The sequence below is a fragment of the Brevibacterium sp. LS14 genome, assembly GCF_012027885.1.
GTDB classification, from domain to species: Bacteria; Actinomycetota; Actinomycetes; order Actinomycetales; family Brevibacteriaceae; genus Brevibacterium; species Brevibacterium casei.
This window is the reverse complement of sequence record NZ_SJXG01000044.1, coordinates 189,780-206,752: the sequence shown is the minus strand read 5'-3', so window position 1 is coordinate 206,752 and position 16,973 is coordinate 189,780. Positions and strand designations below refer to the sequence as shown.

15 protein-coding genes and 1 riboswitch are annotated in these 16,973 nt (G+C 69.5%); of the genes, 9 read left to right on the top strand and 6 right to left on the bottom strand.

The genetic code is table 11. The features are described from left to right. The first annotated feature begins 80 nt into the window (after positions 1-80). Together EZE58_RS07605 and EZE58_RS07600 are read left to right on the top strand one after the other, a co-directional pair. Positions 81-686, top strand: coding sequence for a hypothetical protein (locus tag EZE58_RS07605; protein ID WP_009377629.1), 606 nt, complete (start codon positions 81-83; stop codon positions 684-686). Beyond that, positions 683-1,570, top strand: a complete 888-nt coding sequence (locus tag EZE58_RS07600; protein WP_240388912.1) for a hypothetical protein — start codon at positions 683-685, stop codon at positions 1,568-1,570. Before EZE58_RS07605 ends, EZE58_RS07600 begins: the two co-directional genes overlap by 4 nt. Here EZE58_RS07600 and EZE58_RS07595 read toward each other — a convergent pair. Continuing rightward, positions 1,491-2,441: a LysR family transcriptional regulator gene (locus EZE58_RS07595; RefSeq protein WP_040341655.1), complete on the bottom strand. Its 951-nt coding sequence runs from the start codon at positions 2,439-2,441 to the stop codon at positions 1,491-1,493. The two genes, EZE58_RS07600 and EZE58_RS07595, sit on opposite strands and share 80 nt — an antisense overlap. A 71-nt stretch (positions 2,442-2,512) precedes the next feature. Here EZE58_RS07595 and EZE58_RS07590 point away from each other — a divergent pair, with 71 nt between their 5' ends. Together EZE58_RS07590 and EZE58_RS07585 are read left to right on the top strand one after the other, a co-directional pair. Further along, positions 2,513-3,568, top strand: a complete 1,056-nt coding sequence (locus EZE58_RS07590; protein WP_009377635.1) for an EamA family transporter — start codon at positions 2,513-2,515, stop codon at positions 3,566-3,568. A 20-nt stretch (positions 3,569-3,588) separates the two neighbouring features. Then, positions 3,589-4,968: a hypothetical protein gene (locus EZE58_RS07585; protein WP_063250318.1), complete on the top strand. Its 1,380-nt coding sequence runs from the start codon at positions 3,589-3,591 to the stop codon at positions 4,966-4,968. On the opposite strand, the gene EZE58_RS07580 is transcribed toward EZE58_RS07585, so the two are convergent. The 3 genes from EZE58_RS07580 to EZE58_RS07570 all read right to left on the bottom strand — a co-directional run bounded on the left by EZE58_RS07580 (position 4,944) and on the right by EZE58_RS07570 (position 9,074). Continuing rightward, the gene (locus EZE58_RS07580; protein WP_167560184.1) at positions 4,944-6,254 is read right to left on the bottom strand and encodes a DUF418 domain-containing protein; all 1,311 of its coding nucleotides are present in this window, start codon (positions 6,252-6,254) and stop codon (positions 4,944-4,946) included. The two genes, EZE58_RS07585 and EZE58_RS07580, sit on opposite strands and share 25 nt — an antisense overlap. A gap of 74 nt (positions 6,255-6,328) precedes the next feature. Beyond that, positions 6,329-7,810: an NAD(P)/FAD-dependent oxidoreductase gene (locus EZE58_RS07575; RefSeq protein ID WP_101624191.1), complete on the bottom strand. Its 1,482-nt coding sequence runs from the start codon at positions 7,808-7,810 to the stop codon at positions 6,329-6,331. A 70-nt stretch (positions 7,811-7,880) separates the two neighbouring features. Then, a complete protein-coding gene (locus tag EZE58_RS07570; protein WP_095376167.1) occupies positions 7,881-9,074 on the bottom strand; it encodes a hypothetical protein in 1,194 nt (397 codons plus the stop codon). A gap of 163 nt (positions 9,075-9,237) precedes the next feature. Here EZE58_RS07570 and EZE58_RS07565 point away from each other — a divergent pair, with 163 nt between their 5' ends. After that, positions 9,238-10,926 (top strand): dihydroxyacetone kinase subunit DhaK, encoded by a 1,689-nt coding sequence (locus EZE58_RS07565; protein WP_095376166.1) that lies wholly within the window; start codon positions 9,238-9,240, stop codon positions 10,924-10,926. Here the strand turns inward: EZE58_RS07565 and EZE58_RS07560 are convergent. Beyond that, positions 10,914-11,597, bottom strand: a complete 684-nt coding sequence (locus EZE58_RS07560; RefSeq protein WP_095376165.1) for a TenA family protein — start codon at positions 11,595-11,597, stop codon at positions 10,914-10,916. The two genes, EZE58_RS07565 and EZE58_RS07560, sit on opposite strands and share 13 nt — an antisense overlap. After that, a riboswitch (TPP riboswitch) is annotated at positions 11,595-11,697 on the bottom strand. (Overlaps the previous gene by 3 nt.) A 17-nt stretch (positions 11,698-11,714) precedes the next feature. Beyond that, a complete protein-coding gene (locus EZE58_RS07555) occupies positions 11,715-12,731 on the bottom strand; it encodes an alpha-L-glutamate ligase (protein ID WP_167560182.1) in 1,017 nt (338 codons plus the stop codon). 117 nt (positions 12,732-12,848) lie between these two features. On the opposite strand from EZE58_RS07555, the gene EZE58_RS07550 reads away from it, so the two are divergent. The 4 genes from EZE58_RS07550 (at position 12,849) to EZE58_RS07535 (ending at position 16,959) form a co-directional block, all read left to right on the top strand. Beyond that, on the top strand, positions 12,849-13,211 hold the full coding sequence (locus EZE58_RS07550; RefSeq protein WP_095376163.1) for a VOC family protein: 363 nt from the start codon (positions 12,849-12,851) through the stop codon (positions 13,209-13,211). A 66-nt stretch (positions 13,212-13,277) separates the two neighbouring features. Beyond that, entirely contained in the window at positions 13,278-13,778 is a 501-nt protein-coding gene (locus EZE58_RS07545) for a HutD family protein (RefSeq protein WP_167560180.1), read from the top strand. 217 nt (positions 13,779-13,995) lie between these two features. Further along, on the top strand, positions 13,996-15,504 hold the full coding sequence (locus EZE58_RS07540; RefSeq protein WP_167560178.1) for a hypothetical protein: 1,509 nt from the start codon (positions 13,996-13,998) through the stop codon (positions 15,502-15,504). Between the two features lie 255 nt (positions 15,505-15,759). Next, the gene (locus tag EZE58_RS07535; RefSeq protein WP_167560176.1) at positions 15,760-16,959 is read left to right on the top strand and encodes an MFS transporter; all 1,200 of its coding nucleotides are present in this window, start codon (positions 15,760-15,762) and stop codon (positions 16,957-16,959) included. Positions 16,960-16,973: the final 14 nt, after the last annotated feature.

The window sequence follows — 16,973 nt, the reverse complement described above, 5'->3', positions numbered from 1 at the left end:
ACCCCGGCATCACCGTCCGCGCAGCCCAGGTGCCGGACTGAGGGACCGACCGCGGCATGAGAAGGTGAACCCCGCAGCACATGGATGAGAAGAAGCGCCGACTCCTCACGAGCACCCCGCCCGGCGAGCCCCCGACGGACGCCTCCGGAGTGACGGACGCCCCCGGAACCGCGGACGAATCCGGAGCGACAGCCGCCTCGGCGAAGGCAGTGGCCGCGAAGGCCCGCACTGGGAAGTCCCCGAAGCCGATGTCGAGGATCGGCATGGGCTGGCGCATCGGGGCGACGGCGATCGCCCTCGTCATCCTCACGGCGGGGCAGTTCCTCAACACCAACGACTTCTTCCCGCTCGGCTCGCTCACCCAGTACGCGACGGCGAAGGACCTCAACGGTGAGGTGAATTCGACGTGCATCGCCGCGCAGTTCCCCGGCGAGGACGAGCCGACCAAGCTCGCGTTCAACATCGACACGGTCGGCATCGAACGCGGCGACGTCGAGTCCCAGCTGCCGCGGGTCATCGCGAACCCCGAGCTGCTCCAGACGCTCGCGGACTCCTACATCCGCCTCCACCCCGGCCAGCCCGAACCCGAGCGGATGATCCTCTGCCGTACGACCACGCAGCTGAAGAACGGGCGCAGCGTCGGCGAACCGGTGACGAAGGTCCTCGCGGAATGGGAGGTGCGATGAGCCCGACCCCCGCCACAGCGCCCGGCACAGCGCCGGACACCCGCAATGCGTTCCTCCGCTGGTTCATGCCGCAGCTCCCGCTCGCCCGGGTCGCGGTCTTCCGGGTCTTCATCTACCTCTTCATCATCATCGACGTCCTCACGATCTCCGCCGACGTCATCCCGCACGGCTGGACGCCCGAGCTCTACCAGCCGCTGTGGCTGGCCCGGGTGCTCGGGATCCCGCCGGTGAGCGTGCTCGGCGCGCAGCTTCTGCTCGCCGCGATCATCGTCTTCTCCCTCCTCGCCGCCGCCGGCGTCCTCCAGCGCATCAGCGGCTGGGCGGTCGCGGTCACCTTCGGGCTGTGGATGTTCTACACGCAGGGCTACGGGTACGTCGCCCACGATCACATGGCGCTCGTCATCGCCTCCGTCGTCCTCCCCACGGTCGGCGTCGCGCGGTTCCGGGACGGGGGAGTCACCTCGGCGAAGGCGGGATGGGCGCTGCGGGTCGTCCAGATCGCCGTCGTCCTCACGTACTTCTACTCCGTGCTCATGAAGTGGATCGCCTCGGGCAACATCACGCACTGGGCCAACGGCGCGGTGATCATCTGGGCGCTCATGCGCCGCGGCGCGGAGTGGTCGAAGCCGTTCCTCGAGATGCCCGGCCTCCTCATCGCCGCGCAGTGGGCGACGCTCGCCTTCGAGTTCCTCTCTCCGATCGCGCTCTTCCTCAAGGGCAAGTGGCTCTACTTCGTCGTCGCGTTCTTCTGCCTCTTCCACCTCATGACGTACTTCGCGCTCGGCATCCACTTCCTGCCCACCGTCATCTGCTGGGCGGCGTTCCTGCCTCTGGAGAAGCTCGTCCCTCGTCGGTTCGCTTCAGGGCGTCGAGCACGCGCCTGACGGCGACGCGCTCGGCGGTGTCCGGGCGCATGACCGCGACGACCCACCGCCTCGTCTCCACCCCGGTGAGCGGGATGAGGGTGATGCCGGCATTCCGCGGGGTCGTGTATCGGGGGAGGAGCGCGAGCTGGTCCGAGGAGGCGACGATCGCCTCGATGAGGCGGTTGTCCCGGATCCGTTGGACGACGTCGAGGTCGCGACCGGTGACGTGCTCGATCGAGGTGAGAACGGAGTTGAACGGGTAGCCGATCGGAACCCCCACCCACTGCCGGTCGACGACATCGGTCGGGTGCAGTGACGCGCGCCCGGCGAGCGGGTGGGCGTCGGCGACGGCGACGTCGATCGGCTCCCTCGCCAGGGGGACGACGGTGAGTCCCTCGGTGCCCGCCGGCCGGGCCGAGACGAGGCTGTGGGCGATGACGATGTCGACCTCACTCGTCAGCCCTGCGAACTCGTGTTCGGCGAGGTCGACGTCGTGGGTGCGCAGGACGATTCCCGGGTGCGTGTCGGCGAGCTCACGCAGCGCATCGGGCAGGAGGTGGGTGAGCGCGCTCGGCAGTCCGGACAGGGTGATCTCCCCGACCGGTTCGCCGAGGTGGCCCTCCCAGTCCGCCTGCACGCGGGCGATCGCGCGGGCCACGTCTCGCCCGCCCGCGGCGAGCAGTCGGCCCGCGGGAGTGAGCCTGAGTCCGCGGCCGGCGGGTTCGACGAGAGCGTGGCCGAGTTCGCGGGCGGCCTGTCGGAGCTGCTGGGAGACCGCCGAGGGCGTGCGGTGGGTGAGACGGGCGACCTCGGTGACGCTGCCGTGCTCATCGAGGGCGCGGAGCAGTTCGAGGTGCCGCGGATCGAGGGCACGCTGCTCGGAGACCATGAAGTCATGCTACACAGTCGATGAAGAACTTTGCGATTGTGCTCAACAGTGGCGGCGTCGAGGATGGAGGTATGTCCGTCAAGCACTGTCTCCTCGCCGCCTCGGTCGCCGTGATGTGGGGGTTGAACTTCCTCGCGATCGACCTCTCGCTCGAGCAGTTCCCGCCGTTCTTCCTCGTCGCACTCCGCTTCGCCCTGCTCGCGATCCCCACCCTCCTTTTCGTGCCGATGCCGAAGGTGAGGTTCCGCTGGATCCTCGGCTACGGGCTCGGCTTCGGGATCCTCCAGTTCGCGTTCCTCTACTGGGGCATGGCCGCAGGCATGCCGGCGGGACTCGCCTCACTCGTCCTCCAGGCTTCCGGGCCGTTCACGGTCTTCCTCGGGATGACGGTCCTGCGCGAGCGGGTCCGTCCGTCCCAGATGGCGTTCCTCCTCGTCGCGATGGCCGGGCTCGGAGTCGTCGGCTGGCAGCGCTTTGACTCCTCGGCGAGCCTCCTCCCCTTCCTCCTCACGCTTGCCGGCGCCTTCGGCTGGGCGATCGGCAACATCTGCAACCGGCAGGCGCATTCGACCGAGCCGGTGAAGCTGACGATGTGGATGTCCGTCGTCCCGCCGGTGCCGATGCTCATCGTCGCCCTCCTCGTCGAAGGACCCGACAGGATCGGGCAGTCGCTGACGACCGTGACCACCCCGACGGGTCTGCTCGGCCTCGCGGGGCTCATCTACACCGTCGTCATCGCCACCGTCATCGGCTCGGGCGTGTGGTCATGGCTGATGGCGCGCAACCCCGCCGGAGTCGTCGCCCCGTTCTCCATGCTCGTGCCGATCGTCGGGATGAGCGCGGCGTGGCTCGTCTTCGGGGAGACGGTGAGCCTCGGCGAACTCTGCGGTGCCGGCCTCGTCATCGTCGGCGTCCTCGGTGCCGGACTCAAGGCCGCGAAGGGGGCGCGGATCGCCGGTGCCCTCGCCGAGGCGGTGCCCGAGCCGGTGCCGGATGTGCCCGAGCCAGCCGGGGAACCGAACCCCGTGTCCGACGTCCCCGCGCTGACGCGGGAGGAGGACGTCCCCGCGGGGACGGCGACGGGGTCTCACCTCGACGATGGCCGAGTCCGAGGAAACGCCCGATGAGGACCGTCTAGGGTGTGAGCATGTCCGAGAACTCTGCCGATCGCGATGGGCCTGACTCCCCAACCGGCGCCCGCCCCGCCTCCGCGTCCACAGCTCGCCTCACCGTCGACGATCTGCTCGCCTCCCCGCGGGGACGCTCGCTGCTTCACTCGGTCGTCGCTGCCTCGCAGGTGGGCCCGGGGACTGATGAGGTGCCGGTGGACGACAGTGAGGTCGACCCGGTGGACGACAGTGACGTCGAGCCGGTGGACGACAGTGAGGTCGACCCGGCGGACGTTCTCGGCTGGGTTGCCCTCACCGCCGCCGAGACGATCGACAGGGAATGGGCGACCGGAATTCTCCTCTCTGAATCCGGGGCCGACCTCACCGAGGTATATGTGGCCGATGCGGCTGCGGAAGCCATCGGGTTGGGCCGTCGGAGTCCCCGCGTTCCCAGTCAGGCCGAACTTGAGCGTGCGATGGCCGAGGTCATCGCGGGTGCGATGTATTGGCAACCGCCTCATCCCGAAGACGTCATCGCGGCCGACCCCGCGATGGTCGAGGCCCTGCGCCCGTGGGCCGAGGTCATCATCGACAGCGGCCTGCTCGACTCATGGTCGGCTGGTCCCGATTTCGATGACCTCTGGGAACTGACCTGGGACGATTCAGATCACACCGGCGATATTCCGACTCGCCTCAGTGCGGAGCCTGCTGCATTGATTTCGGGAGCTGAAGGCGCACCGCCGTCAGGTGCTGGTGCGGCGGCGCTGCGGGCGTGGTCCGCAGAGGTCGCCTCCAGTGAGAGCGAGTACCGGCAGGAGTTCGCGAAGGATCCACGCATGGCGGCCAGCGGCGAATGGTGGTCGACTCCCGCGCATGAGCTGGTGACGACCACCGGCACCTGGCCGAGCGGAGAGCCGATCGGACTCAGCCTCGTCGAGGACGATTTCGGGCTCAGAAGGGCGCGGGCCTGTCGGCTGCGCCTGCGGGACACATTCGGTGTGTTCATCGTCAACGGGCCGGAACAGTGGGCGGTTCTCTGCCGGAAGTATCCGCTCGACGTCACTGCGCAACGGCGGGAGGTCTGGTTCGAGGCGACGGGACGTCGCGGTCGCTGGGTGATCCCGGATTGGTCGCGGGTGGCCGAGGACTACGACGGTGTCTATGTCAGCCTCGCCGGGTACGTGCGCACAGCGGGTGCCGTCGTCGATGTCGGCGACGGCAGCCTGCTCCCCGAGGCCGGCGACAGGCCGAGCTACGGGGACACCGATGACCGCACCGCGAGCCTCATGGCCGGGTGGAACCCCGACACCACGTACTGGCTCACCGATGCTGTCGCCGGCATCGTCGAGGTCGTCGACTGGGCCATGGACGACGAGACCTGCGCGTGGGCAGCTCACCCCGGCCACGAACGGCCGTAGGTGAGGCGACGGAGGACCACCTCGGCGGGGCCTTTGGAGTTCCTCGACTCCATCCACGTCGCCAGGGCGACGGAGATGACCCACACCCCGATGGCGAGGAAGGACGCCGGGGTCGTGTTCCACGTCCGACCCAACCCGAGGCCCCACGCGGCGAGCAGCGGTGCGAAGACGACGGACTGGAAGAGATAGAAGCTCAGCGAACGTTTGCCGAGGTAGGCGATCGGCAGGAGCAGCCTCGGCGGGTTGTCCTGGAGGCGCAGGCCGATGAGGCCGAAGAGGGCGGCGTACCCGATGCCCGCGCACGCCCCGGTGGCCGTCGAGAGGACAGAGAGCAGCTGGACGGGGCCGGAGTCCTCGGCGACCCAGCCGAGGTAGGCCAGCGCCTGCGGGACGCTGCCGAGCACACCGAGAGGGATGCCGATTCCGGCGACGAGGCCGAGGCGGGGACGACGGGGTGCCAGCGGGTTGCGGGACTCGATCCACCGGTGCCGGGCGGCGAGGCCGCCGAGGATGATGCACAGGGGCACGATGAGGGAGAAGGTGCCGAGCACGGTCGCCATCACCCACACGAGGAGGCGGACGCCGATCGCCGTGAGGTAGTTCGTCTCTCCTGTGCCTTGGGTGAGGAGGGTGTCGGTGATCGCCCCGAACGCCGCGGATTCCTCGGGCGTCATGTCCGCGCCGGTGCCCGAGTCGCCTGCGAGGACGAGGGAGACGACGATGAAGAAGACCTGGACGAGGACGAAGAGCGCAAGGATGCCGGCGAGGATCCAGACGGTGATCCTCAGTGCTCGGTCCCCGGCGGCCTGGATGAGGTAGCCGAGGATGAGACCGCACAGACCGTAGGCGCCGAGGATGTCCCCGCCGAAGAGCAGCGCGGCGTGGATGAAACCGAAGACGACGAGCCAGAGGCTGCGGCGCACGAGCATCGAGGTGATCGTCCGCGGGTCGTCGCCGGCGGCGGTGCGGCTGCGGGTGAACTGGACGATGCCGTAGCCGAAGAGGAACGCGAACATCGGGTAGATGCTGCCGTCGACGAAGAGGATCGTGAGCACGGACAGGGTCGTATCAAGCGGGGAGTCGCTCGTCGGGTGGCCGCTCATCATCGTCGCGGCCTTCGTGCCCCACAGGTACGCCGAGACGTTGGCGATCGCGATGAGGCAGAGCATGAGACCGCGGGCGAGGTCCGGGGCGAAGGCCCGCCGAGGCGCGGGAGTGGGAGGGCCGGGCGCGCGACTGCTGTGCATCATCGGAGCCGGCTGGTGCGGGAAGTCTGGGTGCGTCATGTGATGTTTCGGGTCGAGGACGGTTGGACGGTGTCGGACGGGTGAACGGCGACCGCCTCGGCGAGGATCCGGTTTCAGTCCTGCGGGGCGAGGCTGGGGACCTCGGTGATGCCGAACCGGTGCTTGAGCGCGCGCTGCGCGGCGAACCAGCCGTTCATGCCGTGGACGCCGGGGGCGGGTGGGGTCGCCGACGAGCAGAGGTAGGCGCCGGGCACGCCGAGGCTGTAGTTGTCCCAGTTCGTCCGCGGGCGGGCGAGCATCCGGTAGAAGGTGATGATGCCGGTGGCGATGTCGCCGCCTGTGTAGTTCTGGTTGTGCTCGGACATCTGCGAGGCCGGCACCGACCGGTAGTCGACGATCGTGTCGCGGAAGCCGGGGGCGAAGCGTTCGAGCTGCCGAGTAATGTACTCGGCCGGGTCGATCGGACAGTCGAAGGGGACGTGGCAGTACGTCCACAGCGGCCGCAGGCCGTTGACCTCACGCGAGGGGTCGAAGACCGTCGGGTCGGAGACGAGGCAGACCGGGTGCTCGGGCATCCGCCCGGCGACGACGTCGCCTTCGGCCGCGGCCATCTGCTCCCGGGTCCCGCCGAGGTGGACGGTGCCGGCGCGCGCGACGTCCGGATCCGCCCACGGGACGGGCCCGTTGAGGACGAAGTCGACCTTGGCCGCGGCGTTGCCGTGCTTGAAGGTCCGCAGGGCGCGCTCGACGTGAGCGGGGAGGAGGCCGGAGAAGATGTCCGCGGCATTGCCCGCCGAGGTGTCGAGGATGTAGGCGCGGGCCGCGGGCATGTCGGCGACGTGGTCGACGCGGACCCCGGCCGTCACCCGACCGCCGTGGGCTTCGAGATCGGCGACGAGGGCGTCGGTGATCGCCTGCGAACCGCCGACGGGGGAGGGCCACCCGCCGGCGTGGGCGATGGTGGCGAGCATCGTCGCCGTCGCTGCCGTGCCCATCCCCGGCAGGGGGCCGATCGCGTGCGAGCCGACGCCGGTGAACAGCGCCTGGGTGGTCTCGTGGGAGAGCGGGATGTTCCACGCGGGACTCGCCTGGGAGAGCAGCCGCATCCCGAACTTCACGACGTTGGCGATGCCCGAGGCATCGCGCAGGGTCGGCGGCAGCGACCGCTTATCGCCGAGGGAGAGCCAGATCGTGTCGTCGACGCGCTCGAGGAGGGGACGGAAGAACCGGTCCCATTCCGGTCCCGCCTCGCCGAGGTGCTCGACCGTCTTCGCAAGATCGTGGAAGGCCAGCGCGGCGGGCCGACCGTCGAGCGGCTGGGCGTAGGAGATCTCCGGGGTCGTGAACTCGAGTCCGCGGGCCCGGAGGTCGAAGTCGACGAAGAAGGGGCTGGCGATCGCGAGCGGGTGGACGGCCGAGCAGATGTCGTTGACGATCCCCGGGGCCAGCCCGAGGTCGAGAGTGCGCGAGCCGCCGCCGATCGTCGGCTGGGCTTCGAGGACCTCGACCGAAAGCCCCGCCCGAGCCATGGTGACGGCGGCCGCCAGACCGTTGGGGCCGGATCCGACGACGACGACATCAGGCTGGGTGCTCATGGCTTCAGTCTAGGTCAGACGCCCGAAGCGCGTGCCTCGGGCGTGCGCACGGCGGCCCCCGGCGCCGGGATCAGAACTCGCCGATCCCGTTGTGGAGGATGTCGCGCAGAGCCGAGCGGATGAGGCCGAGCTCTTCGAAGCCGTCGAGCTCGGCGTCACCGAGGACGACCGTGTCCGTCGTCAGCTCCCTGACGCTCACGACGCTGCTCGTTCCCAGCTGGTCGGTGCCGAAGAGGAAGAGGTTCGCGACGATCGGGGTCTCCCCCTCGGGCAGGGCGCGGGTGGCAAGTGCTCCCACCCGCGGGTCGAGGGGGCCGGTCGGTGAGTCGGCGGGGACGAGGGTGCTGAGCTCGGGAAGCGTCTCCCGGGTGAGGCGCGAGGCCTCGTCGTCTTCGTCGAAGCTGTCGATGAGTCCGAGCTCGAGTTCGAACGCCGTTCTCGAGAGGACGCCGGTGAGCAGGTTCTCGTCGAGGAGCGGTGTGCGTCGGGTGTACCACCGGATGACGTCGTCGGCGTCGTTGGTGAGGATGAGCGACCAGACCGCGCTGACATCGACGTCGGCGGGCAGGGGGAGGAAAGCCCAACCGGCGAAGAGGTCCCCGAACGTCGTGACGGGAGGCGGCGGCACTTCGGCCGCCGGGCCGGTCGACTCTGCCGCGGCTGCGGTGGTGCGAGCGTCGCCTGCCGACGCCCCGGCGTCGTCGGCCTCGTCGTCGAAGGGGCTGAAGGAGAGCGTCTCGGCGAAGCGCATCTGCGCGACACGCAGCAGGCCCTCGATGAGTTCACTGCTGACGTCCTCGTTGAGGAGTTCGACGTTGCCGGATTCGAACGGGTCGTCGTCGCAGAGGATGGCGACGTAGCGGCCGGTGGGTTCGTGGCCCTCGGGCAGAGGGTAGATCTTCAGCCGGGACAAGGCCGCCGAGGCCTCCTCGACGAGGACGTCGCCGCTGAGATCGGACAGGGTGCTGTTGACCGGGGCGTCGGCGCTCGTGCCGTCGGTCTCCTCGTCGACGTCGTCGTCGACCCATGCGTTCGCCGACTCGGTCTCGACGAGGAAGCCGGCGATCTGCGAGAGGATCGTCGCATACGACGCGCCCTCGGTGGTCCGTTCGATCCACCCTGTCTCGCCGTCCTCATCCTCCGTCTCGAAGTATCCCCACACCATGGTGGGGAAGAACTTCGGCGGCACGGATTCGATGATGTCGGGGCGGAACAGCCCGAACGGGATCCATTCGGAATCGTGGTCGACGGGGGAATCGTTCATCGGTCAATAGTGCCACGAGCCGGGCGGATCCGCCGACGGTCGGCAGGTGAACAGCCACCCTGCCACTCCGCCGGGCAGGTATAGCATGGCACCGTCCGCACAGCCGGTGGCCGTCGACTGCCCACCGGACCGGCACACGACGCTGACCTGCGAAAGGATCTCCATGAGCGCGTTCTTCGTCTCGCCCACCCCGACCATCAGTGCCCTGCGCGGCTTCGCCCGCGCCCACTCGGACCGTGTGGCCCTCACCGAGGACCCGCTCTTCGTCCGCTCCCGCACCCGGACCCCTGAACGCCGAGTCGGCCTCGTCTCCGGCGGCGGATCGGGCCACGAGCCCATGCACGTCGGTTTCGTCGGGCAGGGCATGCTCGATGCGGCAGTGCCCGGCGAGGTCTTCGCCTCCCCGCACAACGCGCAGATCTACTCCGCCTCGCGCGCCGTCGCCGGAGCAGACGGGGTCCTCCACATCGTCAAGAACTACACCGGCGACGTCATCAACTTCGCCATCGCCGCCGAACGCCTCCAGGCCGCGGGCATCCCGACACGCACCGTCATCGTCGACGACGACATCGCCACCGACAGCGACGAGACCGAGACCGGCCGCCGGGGCACCGGAGCGACCGTCGTCGTCGAGAAGATCCTCGGTGCCGCCGCCGACTCCGGGCTCGGGCTCGACGAACTCGCCGACCTCGGCGCCGAAGTGGCCGACCGTTCCCGCAGCCTCGCCGTCGCCGCCCGCGCCCAGACCGACTCCCACACAGGGAGGCCCGCCTTCGATCTGGCCGAGGGAACGCTCGAGTACGGGGTCGGCATCCACGGTGAACGTGCCGCTTCCTCGATCGACCGGGAGGACTTCGACGCACTCGTGGCGAGGATGGTCGACGAGGTCCACGCCGCCGTCGCAGGCGACCCCGCCGACGGCGACCTCCTCGTCTTCGTCAACGGACTCGGTGCCAGCACGCAGATCGAGCTCTTCAACGTCTTCGACGCCGTCACCCGCGCCCTCGAAGCCAAGGGCGAGAAGGTCGCGGCGTCCCTCGTCGGCGACTACGTCACCGCCCTCGACATGACCGGCTTCTCGATCACGCTCACCCGAATGCAGCCGCAGTGGTTGGACTGGTGGGAAGCCGCCACCTGCACTGCGGCCTTCCCCGCGCCCGTCGCCGACGGCACACCGACCGCATCTATCGCCGAACGCGTTACCGACCAGGGTGGCGCAGACGAGACCGACGTGGGCACACTGCGCACCCGCGCACAGGATCGCAGCACCGACCTCGAGACCGCCGTCGTCATCCGCTTCGCCGAACTCGCCGAAGAGCATCACGGCCACCTCACGCGACTCGACCAGGTCACCGGTGACGGCGACTTCGGCGACAACCTCCGCGGCGGTCTCCGCCATGCGACCCGACTCATGGAGGAGGCCGACGCGGCGGGATTCGCCGCCGCCGAACGTGCCTTCCTCAACGGCGTCGGCGGCACGAGCGGGCCTCTGCTCGGCCTGCTCTTCCAGGAGCTCAACGCCGGATACGCGAAGCTTGGGGACGACGAGCACCCGAGGACCGTCTGGGAGCAGGCGACCGCGGCCGGCTCGGCGGCGATCCGCCGCGTCGGCGGAGCCGAGCCCGGCGACCGGACGGTCATCGACGTCCTCGAACCGACCGCCTCAGCGCTGAGCGGAGGATTCGCCTCGGCCGCCGAGACGGCCGCCGACGCCGCCCAGGCCACGGCCGAACTCCAGGCCAGGCGCGGTCGTGCGAGCTATGTCGACGGGCGCGGCCATGGCACCCCCGACGCGGGCGCGGTCGGGATCTCGCTGCTCTTCACCGCGGCCGCCGAGGTCTACGAACGCTGAGCCCGGTACGCCTCATCGAAGAACGCGCGCTCGAGCCCGACGGCCCGCCCCCACAGCGCGGTCAGCCGCTTTCGGGTCGTGACCGACTCGGCGTCATCACCCCGGGGAAAGACGCGTTCGAGTTCGTCGACGAGGAACTGCACCCACGCGGAGAAGTCCTCACCGCGGTGGAGGTCGATCCAGCCGACGTGGACGGCACGGGTGGGCATCTCCCGCTCGAGCTCACCCCAGTCGAGGTAGAGCCATTCGGCGATGACGAGGACGACGAGGAGATCCGGGTACGACGCCGAGGCGACGGCGGTCCGCATGACCTCGCGGAAGCCTTCTGTCGGAGCGAGGAGGACAGGGTCGGCGTAGTCGTCCTCGGTCACCCCTACCTCGGCGAAGGCGCGGATGAAGTACGAATCCTCATCGGCTTCGAGGAACCCCAGCTGCCGGGCGAAGCGGAGCTTCGCCTCGATCCGGTCGGCATGCGCGACGCACGCGCCGAGCATCGCGAGAAAATCCTCGAAGAACTGGTAGTCCTGGACGAGGTAGGTCGCCATGACGTCGTCAGGCACGGTGCCCGCGAAGAGCTCCTCGACGAACCGGTGGCCGACCGCGGCCGACCAGTCCTCGTCCGCTGAGTCGCGCAGCGCCTCGACGGCGCCGCCCTGGGACACAGTGATCATTCGTCTCCTCCAACTTCCTCCGCCGGCATGATCCGGATCAGGTGTAAGGGTCTGCCTTCGCACTCTCAGCGCCGGGTCAGGCGCTCCCCTGTGGTGGTCTGAGACTATCAGGCCCGGTCAGGGCACGGGAATGCCCGCAACCGCGCCGAGGCGCAGGCTCAACTCCTCGGCGATGCGCGCTGCCGCGGGCTGCCGGCCGGCCGCACGCTCGGCCTCCTCGACGGCCGAGTTGTAGTTCGTGTTCGTGTTGATGTCGTAGACGACCTGCCGGCCGTCGGCGGTCTCGATGAACTCGACACCGGCGAAGTCGATGCCGAGGTCGCGGAGCAGTTCCTCGAGTCGGCCGATGAGCGGGGTCTGTGCGGTGATCTCCTCGCGCCGGGTGAACTGGCTGACCGGCGCCGAGGCGGTGCGCTGGTCCCCGGCGGTCCCAGCGGTCAGGATCTCGCACGCGTCGGCGGGGCAGAGTTCGAACGAGCCGGCAGAGACATCGACTCTCACGGCATAGTGAAACCGGCCGCCGATGAACTCGGCGCGGGTGATGAACGGTGCGGCCGGCTGCAGGTACTCCTGGATGAGGGTGATGCCGTCGATCGGCTCGTCCGCGCCGTCGGGTCCGAAGTCGGCGATCGCCTGCTCGAGGTCGGCGTGGGAGTCGAACCGGCGCACGCCCAGGCCCTTGCCGCCCTGGTTGTGCTTGGTGATGAACGGGGGAGCGAAGTCCGCAGCCGCCTCGGTGATCGCGGTGCTCCCGAACGCGGCGGCGGTCCTGGGGACGTCGAAGCCGTGGGCTGCGAGTTCACGGTGCTGGCGGATCTTGCTGACCTCGAGCTCGTAGACGTCGGAACCGTTGATGACCGTCCGACCGGCGGCCTCGAGCCACGCGAGCACCGCCCGGCCGAAGTCCTTGACATGCGGGTCGGTGCGCGTGTGCGAGGACGCGGAGAGGCGGGACCAGAAGAGGGCCTCGGGCGGCTCGGCGGCCAGGTCGATCGTCGCTCCGGGCAGCAGCCATTCGACGTAGTCGACGCCCTGGGACTCGAGCGCCTCGGCGAAGGGGGTGATCCACTCCGGGTTGTCGTGGATGATGTAGACCGCGGGCCTGTCGGCGACGGGCAGCTGCTGGGTGCTCATGGAAGGCCTCTCGATGTCGTGTCGGAACGCTGGACGTATTGCTCAACAATCCTACGGGTCCGGGGATTCCCGGCCGAAGCCGTTCACCGCGTCCGTCCACCGGCGTAGACTCAGGCTATGGCTATCGCAAAGCAGCCCGTGATCGTTCTCGACGCTCCGGATGCTGGTGAGCTCGCCCGCTTCTCCGGCGACCTCCTCGACTGGCAGGTCCGCGTCGACGACGACGGCACGTGGGCTGAGATCACATCCGACTCCTGGCCGCCCATCTGCTTCCAGCAGGTCGAGGACTACCACGCCCCGAGCTGGCCCAGCCAGGAGCATCCGCAGCAGATGCACATCGACGTCATGGTCGACGACCTTGACACCGCAGAGGCACAGGTCATCGAACTCGGTGCCGGCAAGGCCGCGGTGCAGCCGGGGGAGACCTTCCGCGTCTTCCTCGACCCCGCCGGCCATCCGTTCTGCCTCTGCGTCAGCTGAGGCGGTGCCGGCCGACTGAGGCGGCGCGGGCCAGCCGTGACGGCGCCCGCGTCTACGATGGCGAGCATGGACCTCATCGCGTCGTTCGACGACATCGCACCGAGACCGTGGGCCAATGGCGCAGGTGAGACGACCGAACTCGTCTCACTCGACGAATCCGCGCGCCTAACCCAGGATCGCCGCCGGTGGCGGCTGAGCATCGCCCGCCTCGATCGTCCGGGTCCGTTCTCGTCCCTGCCCGGACTCGATCGGATCTTCTGTCCCACCGCCGAGGTGGTCCTGTCGATCGACGGCACCCTCCACCGGGCGGGCCCCGGGCGTCCCCTGCGTTTCAGCGGCGATGCCGACGTCGCTCTCACCGAACTGCGAGAGTCCTGCTTCGCGATCAACCTCATGACCGAGCGCGAAGGCGACCACCCTGCCCTGACGATGCTGCCCGCACCCGCCGAGCGGCCACGATTCGTCCTCACACTCGAACCGGTCGAGGGATGGGGGCGGTTCACCCTCCTCGAACTCGACGGTTCCGAGGAGCTGCCGGGCCGCCTCGGCGTCATCGAGATGAGCTGAGGAGGGGGAGGCTCCGGTCGCGCCCACACGGAAGCGAATCCTGAGGAAAACGTGCGAGTCGGGTGTACCGGCGGTCACAGGTCGAGGCGTCGTTGCTGGTCATCAGCGGAGTCGTCGGCCGGGCGTCCAGGAGGCTCCCAGGCTCGGGTGGGCCCGGTCAGGGTCTCTGGACTTCCACGGAGAATACTGGGAGCTGACACACGTTCTGGGAGGTACTTTGGCGTCGCAACAGAGAGACCCGCACAACTCGTCCGATCCCGCAGGCGCGAACGGCGCCGCGGGATCGATGCCGCAGCCGACCCCTGGTGCCCAGCCGACCCACGGCACCCAGCCGTCACAGACGCTGCCGCTCATCACCGAGGAGATGACAGCGGCGCATCCGGCGACGACCCCGGTCATGCCGCCCAACCCCATTCGTCATGATGCCCAGCCCGCGGCAGCGCAGCCGACGGCCGCCCAGCCGACGGCAGCGCAGCCCGCTGCGGGGCATACCGAGTCCACGGCTGTCGCGCCCACCGTGGCACAGGATGCTCAGATCGGCGAGGACCAGGACGGCGAGAAGAAGGAGAAGTCCGGGAACGGGATGTCGGCCACCCAGCTGCTGGCCGGCGCCGGTGCGGCAGCGACGTCATCGGTCATCGGCGGACAGCTCGGCGTCGCCGGCACCGTCATCGGCGCAGGCATCGCGAGCATCGTCACTGCGGTCGCCGTGAGCCTCTACAGCAAGAGCCTTGAGAAGGGCAAAGAAGCGGTCAAGGAGGTCGGCGCAAAGCTCGCCCCCGCGGTGAAGAAGGGTGCAGGTCTGCCGCTTGCCGGAGGCGGAGCTGCCCTCGGTGGGGCGGCCGCGGCCGCCGGTCCCCAACTGCGCACCCCTGACGCGAACCCGGACGCGAACCCTGACGCCACCGCCGTCTACGGAACGACCTCGCCGACCGACGGCACTGCCCCTGATGAGACGGCCGTCCACGGAGCCGTGGGCGACGGCGATCGCAGCGACACCGCGTTCGGCAACCTCGACGAGGCCGAAGCGGACGCCGAGGCCGCGGCCGGCACGAACACCGACGACGAACCGAAGTCGTGGTGGCAGAAGCTCAAGCGCAAGCGCGTCCTCTACCCTGTGACGATCGGCGTCGCGGCCTTCGGCATCGGCCTCGGCGGAGTCGTCATCGCCGAGAACCTCACCGACGCCGACATCTCTCCGGGCACCTCAGAGATCTCGAAGTCGGTGACGGGCGGCTCCGGTGGCGAGGAATCCGACACTTCGCGCGAGGGCGGCAGCGACGGCGGTTCGGGTTCGTCGAACTCCAGCGCGAACGGTGAGCAGGCCAACACCAGCAGCAACAGCAGCTCGTCGACGACCGGTGAGAGCGACCAGAGCTCGACGTCGACCACCCAGGGCGACCAGACGGGCACCGAGCAGGGAACGGACTCGAGCAGCGACACGAGCGGGACGTCCTCGGACACCTCGGGATCGAGCAGTTCGGGCTCGGACTCCTCGACCACCTCGGACGGATCGGGCAGCACCTCCGGCAGCGATTCGGGTACGTCCGGCTCCGGCAGCAGCTCCGAAGGCTCGGGATCGAGCGGCAGCGGTTCCGGTGGGAGCGGAAGCGGATCGAGCGGCTCCGGCGGTTCAGGCTCCGGCTCCGGTTCCGGTGGTGCGGGCAGCGGCTCCGGTTCGGGAAGCTCGGGTTCCGGCGGCAGCGCAGCCACCTCTCAGGGCTGAGCCGGCGCCCAGCTGAGCCACCCCGGCACCATTCACCTCTGCGTCGGGCGGTCACCGTGACCGCCCGACGCTTTGCTGTCCGCGGCCGGGATCGTTAGCCTGAGAGCGTGAGCACACCAGAAGCATCCAGGACCGGGCTGTCGGCACGCCGATAGCCCGATAGACCTCAGCGCGCACGTCTCAGCCGCACACAGGCCCGGCATCGGCAGTGCCCTTCGGAAGAATCCATTCACTGCTCATCCGAAAGGCCGGCTCATGCCTGCTCTGCTCTATTTCCTTGCCCTTGCCGTCTTCGCGCAGGGCACCTCCGAATTCGTCCTCGCCGGGCTGCTCACCGATATCGCCGCCGACCTCGGCATCACGCTCACCGAGGCGGGACTGCTCACCACGGCGTTCGCCCTCGGCATGGTCCTCGGCGCCCCGGCCATGGCGGTCCTCGCCCGCCGGTTCTCCGCGCGGACGGCACTGACCTCGTTCCTCGTCGTCTTCGTCGCTGTCCACATCGTCGGAGCGCTCACCGACTCCTTCACCGTTCTGCTTCTCACCCGCGTCGTCGCGGCCGTCGCCAACGCAGGCTTCCTCGCCGTCGCGCTCGCCCTCATCGTCCGCATCGTCGAACCGCACCGTCAGGCGAGAGCCGTCGGCGTCGTCCTCGCCGGGACGACCCTGGCCCTCATCGCCGGAGTGCCGGCGGGAGCGGTCCTCGGTGCATCCTTCGGGTGGCGAGCGGCGCTGTGGGCCATCGCAGTCCTCTGCGTGCCGGCCCTCCTCGCCGGCCTCACCGCGCCGACGGGTGCAGGCGGCGGCACCGGTGGAGCACAGCGGCCGCCGCTGCGCACCGAACTTGCCGTCCTCCGCTCCCGCACTGTCCTCGGCGTCATTGCGGTGGCGGTGCTCGTCAACGCGGCGACGTTCGGTGCGTTCACGTATCTCGCGGTCATCGCCGAGGCGGGGCTCGGTCTTCGGCCCCTCGCCGTGCCCGTCCTGCTCGCTCTCTTCGGCGTCGGCGCCTTCGTCGGGGTCACCGTCGCCGGCCGGTACGCCGATCGGCACTGGGCTCGGATCATCGGTCTGCTCGGTCCCTGTCTCGTGCTCGTCTGGGCGTCGCTCACGGTGGTGGTCGCAGGGGCCGGCCCAGGGGCACGCGGTGGGGGCGACCACCTCGGCGTGGGGATCTTCTGGGTGCTCACCCCCGTAGCCGGGGCCCTCTCCTTCGCTCTCGGCAGCACTCTCATCGCCCGGATCGTCTCCGAGGCGAGGCACGCGCCGAACCTCGGGGGAGCGTTCGCGACGGCCGCCCTCAACCTCGGTGCCGCACTCGGGCCGGTCGTCGCGGGACTTGCGCTCAGCCGCCTCGGCGAGGTCGGACCCTTCGCGGTCGCAGCGGTCTGCGTAGGATCTGCCGTCGGGATCTGGGTGCTCATCCGTCGGGCAGGACTCCTTGCGCCCGGCTGAGCACGGGCCATACT